We start from the raw sequence: 7,699 nt of genomic DNA, 5'->3' as shown, positions 1-7,699 counted from the left end.
GAACCGGGTCAGCCGCCGAGGGAGCCGGCGACCTCGTCGTCCGTGCCCTCGTATTTCCGCACCGCGGACTCACCGGCGTCGGCATAGTCCTGGTAAGCCCCGGTGATGGCAAGTTTCCCCGGTGTTCCGTCCATGACCTCGAAGAAGCTCTTTTCCCCGGGTTTGTATTGAGCCATGAACTTCTCACCGAGTGGCCCGCTACCGATCTTACCCTCGGCCGTGATCTCGTTCTTCGCGTTCTGCCAAGCGGTCTTGAGGTCGTCGCCCACCCCGCGCAGCTTGGCCATCTGGAGATTGGTCTCGGCCGGGTACATCGCAATCAGGCCATCTGCGTCGTAGATCGGATCCGTCATCGCGGGGCACCTCCCGAGACCTCTCGGTCGAGGTCCGTCAGCAGGGGATCGAAGCGCAGGTCGGCGTTCTCGGGCGTGGCGTCGGTGGGCAGGTAGCGGGCAAGGATCTCGAAGCCTTCCTCCTGCGCGCCTTTGGCGGCCTCGTGAACCGTATCGGTGATCGCCTCCGCCAGCCCGGCCGAGTCGGGGGCACGATAGATGCGCGGGTCCAGCCGCAGCTCGATCAGCTGGCCAGAGGCGCCAACGGTCGCGCTGATCAGCCCGTCCTCCGATTCGGCCGTGACCCGGATCTCGGCCATGCGCTGCTGCGCCGCCCGGACTTCAGCGGCCATCTGCTCGTAGTCGCCATACTGGTCCACACCCATCGCCTCCTCTGCTCCAGCCCATTCTGGGCCAATGGAAGGCGCCCAACGGGCACCTGGCATGTTGCGGCCACGAACTGGTTCTCCGACCAGGGCCCGACCCCGCACCACAGTCGGCTGGAACAAGAAAGGCGCGCCCCGCGATGTGCGCGGGGCGCGCCGTCAGCTGGCGTGATCAGACGTTCGGCCACATCGCCGCACAGCTCTGCACGCAGTCGCCGTATGCGTAAGCACCGTCCACGAGAGTCCCGTGAAGCGCGTTGGTGCGGTCCAGTGTTTCGTTCTCGAGCTTGTTGTTCTGGGCCGCCTGCCGGAACATCTCGTCCATGTTGCCGTCGTGGAACTCGCTAGCGGTTCCCTTCGCACGGTGGATCACGTCGGAGAAGGACCCGAAGCTCCGGTTGACGTCCTGCTGCAGAGTGCCGGCATGGTCAAAGATTTCCTCGAGCTTCGCCGAGATCAAATCGCCTGACATCTGGTCTCCTTTCAGATGGGAACTGTTCCTTGGTGTTGTGGAGAATGCGCTCGGCCGGTCTCGCGACCAGGGTTTCAGGCGATGGTACCCATGGCATCGCTGATTTTCCCGCCGTCGATACCGAAGTCGCCGACCGAGCCGACTCGTTGGCTGACGTCGGAGTCGTAATCGAAGTACTTGTTACTCGAGAGCGTCATCGCGTCGACCATTCCGTTGCCGGTGGTGACGTGCTTCCGGACCCGTTCGAACCGTGCCAGTTCGACGATTTGGTGCTGGCGCCCGCCTCCTCCCAGCCAGGACCCTGCCAAGCCGGAGGCGCTGGCGTTGACGCCTGAGTTCCCGCTCTCGACATCCTGATATGCCTGGCTCCAGGACGCGGCGACCTGCCGCATTTGGTCGGGATCACCGTTGATTCTGTCGAAAGTTGTCATATGACCCTCCGTGATCGGTTTCGGTGAAGCGCTCCCGGCGGGCCGGCCGCGACCTCACCTTGCCGAAGCTAGTTCGCCGGGACCGGCGATCCGGGCCCGCGGCACGTTCCTGCCACGGCCTCCGCACCAGCCCGTTCGTCCCGGAGGATCGGGGGCATGGCGACTGTCCTGGTCAAGCGGCCGGCCCGCAAGCAGGCTCCGGAAATGCCCGCGGGCGAGCTGATGCTGCAACCGCCGCCCGCGATCCCGGCCCCGCCGGGACGGCAGTGGGCGCAGGTGTTCACGGTGCTGCCGATGCTGGCCATGATGGCGTCGACGTTGCTGCTCTATTCGGGCTCCGTCGCGGGCACGGTCCGGTTCGTGATCTACGGGCTGATGGGCGTCGGCATGCTCGGCATGGTCGTCACCGGCTTCATCCAGGGTGGCGGGCCGAGCAAACGCGAAATGGGGCACGCGCGGCGCAAGTACCTGCGGCACCTGTCCCAGCACCGGTTGCGGCTGCGCCGCGCGGTGCGCCGCCAGCGCACGACCATGGCGTACCTGCACCCGGAGCCGACGTCGTTGTGGTCTCTCGCGGCGAGCTACCGGTTGTGGGAGCGCCGCAAGGAGGACGAGGACTTCGCCGTCGCCCGCATCGGCCGTGGCCCCCAGGGTCCGGCGCTGGGCATCGTCGCTCCGGACACCCTGCCGCTGGAGGAACTCGAACCGCTGTCCGCCCTGGCCCTGCGCCGGTTCCTCACCACCTACAGCACCGTCGACGGGCTTCCGCTGGCCATCGCCGTCAACGGGTTCAGCCGGATCTACCTTCGCGGAGGTCGCGAGGCCGCGCTGGGCATGCTGCGTGCGCTGCTGGCCCAACTGGCCACCCTGCAATCTCCCGATGACCTGCGCATCGCGGTCTGCGTGAGCGAGGACCGCCGGGAAGACTGGGAATGGGTGAAGTGGCTCCCGCACGCACTGCACCCCAGCCGGTCCGACGCGCTCGGCCCGTTGCGCCTGGTCGCGCCCGGTATCTCCGCACTGGAGTCGATGCTGGAGGAGGAACTGGGCAACCGACCCCGATTCGACCCCGACGAACAGGTCAGCGTGCCCGGCCCGTACCTGGTGGTCATCCTGGACGGCGGGGCGGTCGCCGGGTCGGATCACTTGATGACGGGCGGCGGGGTCGAAGGTGTCACCGTGATCGACCTGACCACCACACCACCACGGGCGCTGGACCGGACCGCGGTGGTGCTCGCGGTGGACGAAGACGGCACCTTGTCCAGCCAGTCGGCCGAGGGCAGGGCCCCGCTCGGGGACGCCGACTTCCTCGGCCCGGTCGCCGCCGAGGGCCTCGCGAGGCAGCTCGCCCCCCTGCGGTTGAGCTCCGGTATCCGCGGGGACGCGCCGATGAGTTCCGAACTGGGCCTGGCCGATCTGCTGGAACTGGGCGATCCCTACGACCTCGACCCGGACGAGACGTGGGTGCCCCGGCCGAACCGGGACCGGCTCCGAATCCGGTTCGGTATCCAGGAAGACGGCACGCCGATCGAGCTGGACATGAAGGAATCGGCGCAGGAGGGCATGGGTCCGCACGGCCTGCTGATCGGGGCCACCGGTTCCGGCAAGTCGGAGCTGCTGCGGACGCTGGTGCTGGCGCTCGCGGTGACCCATCCGCCGAGTTCGCTGAACTTCGCGCTGATCGACTTCAAGGGTGGCGCGACCTTCACCCGGCTGGACAAGCTGCCGCACACCAGCGCGGTGATCACGAACCTGGCCGACGAACTGCATCTGGTCGACCGGATGACCGACGCGATCAACGGCGAGCTGATCCGGCGTCAGGAACTGTTGCGCGCCGCCGGGAACTTTTCTTCGCTGCGTGACTACGAGAAGGCCCGCCAGGCGGGCGCGCCGCTGCCCGAGGTGCCCACCCTCCTGGTGATCTGCGACGAATTCTCCGAACTCCTCTCCGCCAAGCCGGATTTCATCGACATGTTCGTCCAGATCGGACGGCTGGGCCGTTCGCTCGGGGTGCACCTCCTGCTCGCCTCGCAGCGGCTGGACGAGGGCAGGCTGCGCGGGCTGGAGGGCCACTTGTCCTACCGGATCGGCCTGAGGACGTTCTCCGAAATGGAAAGCCGGGTCGTCCTCGGGGTGCCCGACGCGTTCAAACTGCCCAGGGCGCCCGGCAACGGTTTCCTCAAGGTGGGCACCGAATCGATGGTGCGATTCCGTTCCGCCTACGTCTCCGGTGTGCATCAGCGGAACCTGGGCACCGGAACGACCGTCGCCGCGACGGAACAACTGGTACTGAACGAATACACCACCGCCTACCACGCGCCCGCGCTCGATCTCGAGGACACCGAAGAAGAACCCGAGGTCGACCAGGACACCGTGGTCGGCGACACGCTGCTGGACATCTGGGTGGACCGGCTGGTCGGCCGGGGCACGCCCGCGCATCAGGTGTGGCTGCCGCCGCTGGACGAATCGCCGACCCTGGACCAGTTGCTGCCGGATCTGGTCGTGCACCGGGAGCGTGGCCTGACCGCCAATTCCACCGAACTGGCGGGCTCGCTGCGGCCGGTCCTGGGCATCGTGGACCGGCCGTTCGAGCAGCGGCGCGACCCGCTGACCCTGGACCTCGCCGGGGCGGCGGGACACGTGGTGGTGATCGGCGGGCCGCGGACCGGTAAGAGCACCCTGCTGCGGACGCTGATCCTCAGCCTCGCGCTCACCCACACTCCGCGTGAGGCGCAGTTCTACTGCCTCGACTTCGGTGGCGGCACGCTCGCTTCGCTGGCAGGACTGCCCCATGTGGCCGGGGTGGCCACCAGGTTGGACACCGGGGCGGTCCGCCGCACCGTCGCGGAAGTCGCCACGCTGCTCGCGCAGCGCGAGCTGCTGTTCGCCGAGCACAAGATCGACAGCATCATCACCTACCGGAAGCTGAAGGCGGAGGGCAGGTTCGCCGACGATCCACACGGTGACGTGTTCCTCGTCGTCGACGGCTGGCTGACGCTGCGCAACGACTTCGAGGGGCAGGAGGAGCTGATCGGCGACATCGCCGCGCGTGGACTTGCCTACGGCATCCACGTGGTGGCCGGCTGCACCCGTGCGTTCGACCTGCGGATGAACGTCCGGGACCTGTTCACCAGCAAGCTGGAGCTGAAGATCGGCGACCCCATCGACTCGATCGTCGACCGTCGCGCCGCGATGGGTGTGCCCGCGGACCGTCCTGGCCGGGGCCTGGCGATGAGCAAACACCAGATGCTGGTCGCCCTGCCGCGGATCGACGGCCGGCCCACCGCCGAGGATCTCGCGGAAGGGGTCGGTGGCCTGGTCAGGGCGATCGCGGACGCCTGGGCCGGCCCGGCCGCGCCACCGGTGCGGCTGCTGCCCGGGATGTTCCCCTACGCCGAACTGCCCGCCACCGACACGCTGACCGGGCCCGATGCCGGGCTGGCGATCGGCATCTACGAGCGCGACCTGTCGCCGGTGCGGCTGGACTTCGCCACCGATCCGCATTTCTTCGCGCTGGCCGACACGCAGAGCGGCAAGACCTCGTTCCTGCGGACGGTAGCCGCCCGCATCTGCGCGTCCTACACCCCCGAACAGGCCAGGATCGTGCTCATCGACCACCGCCGCTCGCTGCTCGGCGAGATCCCCGACGAGTACCTTCTCGGCACCGGCACCAACGACGCGCACAGCATCGCGTTGATGAACGAGGTGATCAACGCGATCTCCAAGCGGCTACCGGGCCCGGACATCACCCCGGAGCAGCTGCGCGCCCGGAACTGGTGGCAGGGACCGGAAATCTTCGTGCTCGTCGACGACTACGACATGGTGGCCACGCACAAGGACCACCCGCTCATGCCGCTGCTGCCGCTGGCCGCGCAGGCTTCGGACATCGGCCTGCGGGTCGTGCTGGCCCGCCGGTCCGGTGGCGCGGGCAAGGGCCTGTTCGAACCGGTACTGAACCGGCTGCGCGAGGTCGGCGCGCCCGGCCTGATGATGTCCGGCGACCGGGACGAGGGACCGCTGCTCGGTGGCATGCGCGCCCAGGTACTGCCGCCCGGCCGGGGCTGGCTGGTCGATCGGCGCGGGAGCAAGAACCTGGTGCAGGTGGCCTGGCTGCCGCCCAAGGTGTAGGGCCGTTTCCGGCGGGTCGGCGCATATGGCAGTTTCCTGCCGCCGACGGCCGGGTGGTTCCGCGATGTGATTGATTCGAGCACACGAGCAAAGTCAGGGAGCACGCGATGGCGCCAGTAACCCAGATCAACGGCAATCCGGAGCACATTCGGCAATGCGCGAGCGACCTCAAGCTTGTGGCGGTCCAACCTATTCCGAACGCACTCAAAGGCCAAGGTGCCGTCACATGTGCCCTCGACATCAACGGGCACAAGGAATTCGTGGACACGGCCAACGAGTGCACCAAGAAACTGCTGGAGTTCGTCACGCGTTTCGAGGAGGCGGTCAGCGCGTTGAGCAAGTTCGCCACTGACGCGGCCGCCAACTACCATTTCACGGACGAACATCTCAAGGACCAGCTCAAGGTGGCGTTCGACCAGTTCACCCGGGACAGTTTCGCGAAGATGACCGGAGCTGACCTGCCCACGATCCTCCCGGAACTCGACAACCACGGCGGCCAGTAGGCGGCGAGGTACCGAAAATGGCGGATTACAGCAAAATGAGTTCGCAGGAGCTGCTGGCCCTGATCGAACATGAAGCAGACGTCCATGTTCCGGCGCTCTACGCGCTGGCGGACGCGTGGGAAGAGGGACGCGATCACCTGGCGCAGCAGGCCAGTCGGTTGTCGGGAGCCAGGAACAGGCTCACGGGTGAAGAAGATGGCTGGACGGACTTGGCGGGTACCGCCTTTTCCACAGTGCTGAGCGAAGTCGCGGAGACCGCGAACACCTGGAACGTACCCGGAGACGGCGGCACTCCAGGACGTCAGCCCGGTACTGGGACCACCGTCAACACGAAGAAGCTCACCGGGAGCATCAGGGAACTGGCGGACATCATCATCAGGGCCAGAGACGGGTTACGCATGCTGGTGGCCAATTACTCTGATGAAGAGTACAAGGCCAGAGAGGCTGCCCAGGCCATGACTCTGTTGACCTCGTGGTACACGGACGCGACGGCGAACCTGAAAGTTGCCACCGGCCAGCAGTTGGGGAACGATGTCCCGCTGGCGAGCCCGTTGTCCCCCACGACGGTCGACCAGAAAGGTACGCCATCGGGCCCCGGAGGCACCTCGCCGAACTCCGGCGGTGGTGACCCGAGCGCGGTGAACCCGACGGACACCCCCGACCCCACGAACCCGGGTCAGGACCCCAACCAGAACCCCACACAGAACAACAACAATTCCACGGAATCCCCGCTGACCACCGCGAAGGACGCGGTGGACGTGGCGAGCAAGCTGCTCGACCTTGCCAAGAACGCGACCGGCAGCACCGGGCAGATTCCTGATCCGACCACGTTCAACCCGGCGGACCTGTACACCCCGGTCGATACGACTCTGCCGCAGACGGATTCCGGCCTGCCCGGGCTGGCCTCGGCAGGCGGTGTCCCGGGACTCGGCGGTGGCACCGGACCTGGCGTCGGCGGGGTCGGAGCCAGTGGTCTCGGTGTCGCCCCGCCGGCGGATTCACCGCAGACACCGATTTCCGGCAGCGCGACCACCATGCCCCCGATCGCCACGGCGGGCACTGTGGGGAGCGCGGGCGCCACGGGCACCACCGGGGTCGGTACCAGCGGCATACCGCCGATGTATCCGCCGCGCTACGGCGGCGGGGGCGGGGGCGGGGCGGGCGGAGGCGTCCGTTCCGGCGCGGCGGAAGAGGTCAACGCCGTCCGCTCGCGCAAGCCCGACGGCAAGGCGGGGGTAGTCCTGTCCGGTCGGGAGGGCCAGGACGGCAAGGGCCCCAGGGGAAAGGGCAAACGCAAGGGCACCGCCACGCCCACGGTGGCGAAGGCAATGAAACCAAAACCACGGCCCGCCGAGAACAGCGAACCCGGCGAAGTGCTTGATGAAGAGCTGTGGAAAGTCGACACGGCCGCCCCCGAGCGCGGCTACCAACACTAGAGGAGGGGAAT

Annotated in this window: 7 protein-coding genes; 3 read left to right on the top strand and 4 right to left on the bottom strand. The window is 67.5% G+C overall.

Annotated features, from left to right (window positions below):
- Positions 1 to 8 precede the first annotated feature (8 nt).
- The 4 genes from ORV05_RS08780 to ORV05_RS08765 all read right to left on the bottom strand — a co-directional run bounded on the left by ORV05_RS08780 (position 9) and on the right by ORV05_RS08765 (position 1,621).
- Complete coding sequence (locus ORV05_RS08780; protein WP_268757944.1) at positions 9 to 353, bottom strand: hypothetical protein; 345 nt, start codon at positions 351 to 353, stop codon at positions 9 to 11.
- Positions 350 to 718 (bottom strand): YbaB/EbfC family nucleoid-associated protein, encoded by a 369-nt coding sequence (locus ORV05_RS08775; protein ID WP_268757943.1) that lies wholly within the window; start codon positions 716 to 718, stop codon positions 350 to 352. Before ORV05_RS08775 ends, ORV05_RS08780 begins: the two co-directional genes overlap by 4 nt.
- 172 nt (positions 719 to 890) lie before the next feature.
- Positions 891 to 1,190, bottom strand: coding sequence for a hypothetical protein (locus ORV05_RS08770; RefSeq protein ID WP_268757942.1), 300 nt, complete (start codon positions 1,188 to 1,190; stop codon positions 891 to 893).
- A 74-nt stretch (positions 1,191 to 1,264) separates the two neighbouring features.
- Positions 1,265 to 1,621, bottom strand: a complete 357-nt coding sequence (locus ORV05_RS08765; RefSeq protein WP_268757941.1) for a WXG100 family type VII secretion target — start codon at positions 1,619 to 1,621, stop codon at positions 1,265 to 1,267.
- Positions 1,622 to 1,777: 156 nt separating this feature from the next.
- Between ORV05_RS08765 and eccCa the strand changes: the two genes are divergently transcribed.
- The 3 genes from eccCa to ORV05_RS08750 all read left to right on the top strand — a co-directional run bounded on the left by eccCa (position 1,778) and on the right by ORV05_RS08750 (position 7,688).
- Positions 1,778 to 5,749 (top strand): type VII secretion protein EccCa, encoded by a 3,972-nt coding sequence (gene eccCa, locus ORV05_RS08760; protein ID WP_268757940.1) that lies wholly within the window; start codon positions 1,778 to 1,780, stop codon positions 5,747 to 5,749.
- 107 nt (positions 5,750 to 5,856) lie between these two features.
- The gene (locus ORV05_RS08755) at positions 5,857 to 6,252 is read left to right on the top strand and encodes a hypothetical protein (protein ID WP_268757939.1); all 396 of its coding nucleotides are present in this window, start codon (positions 5,857 to 5,859) and stop codon (positions 6,250 to 6,252) included.
- Positions 6,253 to 6,269: 17 nt separating this feature from the next.
- Positions 6,270 to 7,688, top strand: a complete 1,419-nt coding sequence (locus tag ORV05_RS08750) for a hypothetical protein (protein WP_268757938.1) — start codon at positions 6,270 to 6,272, stop codon at positions 7,686 to 7,688.
- The last annotated feature ends 11 nt before the right edge of the window (positions 7,689 to 7,699 follow it).

The organism is Amycolatopsis cynarae, from assembly GCF_026802195.1.
Lineage (GTDB): Bacteria > Actinomycetota > Actinomycetes > Mycobacteriales > Pseudonocardiaceae > Amycolatopsis_E > Amycolatopsis_E rhizosphaerae.
This window is presented reverse-complemented; position numbering and strand designations above follow the sequence as displayed.

Bases quoted from the DNA above. Each gene is read 5' to 3' on its own strand.
- ORV05_RS08780 (WP_268757944.1), bottom strand. From the start codon at position 353: ATGACGGATCCGATCTACGACGCAGATGGCCTGATTGCGATGTACCCG.
- ORV05_RS08775 (WP_268757943.1), bottom strand. From the start codon at position 718: ATGGGTGTGGACCAGTATGGCGACTACGAGCAGATGGCCGCTGAAGTC.
- ORV05_RS08770 (WP_268757942.1), bottom strand. From the start codon at position 1,190: ATGTCAGGCGATTTGATCTCGGCGAAGCTCGAGGAAATCTTTGACCAT.
- ORV05_RS08765 (WP_268757941.1), bottom strand. From the start codon at position 1,621: ATGACAACTTTCGACAGAATCAACGGTGATCCCGACCAAATGCGGCAG.
- eccCa (WP_268757940.1), top strand. From the start codon at position 1,778: ATGGCGACTGTCCTGGTCAAGCGGCCGGCCCGCAAGCAGGCTCCGGAA.
- ORV05_RS08755 (WP_268757939.1), top strand. From the start codon at position 5,857: ATGGCGCCAGTAACCCAGATCAACGGCAATCCGGAGCACATTCGGCAA.
- ORV05_RS08750 (WP_268757938.1), top strand. From the start codon at position 6,270: ATGGCGGATTACAGCAAAATGAGTTCGCAGGAGCTGCTGGCCCTGATC.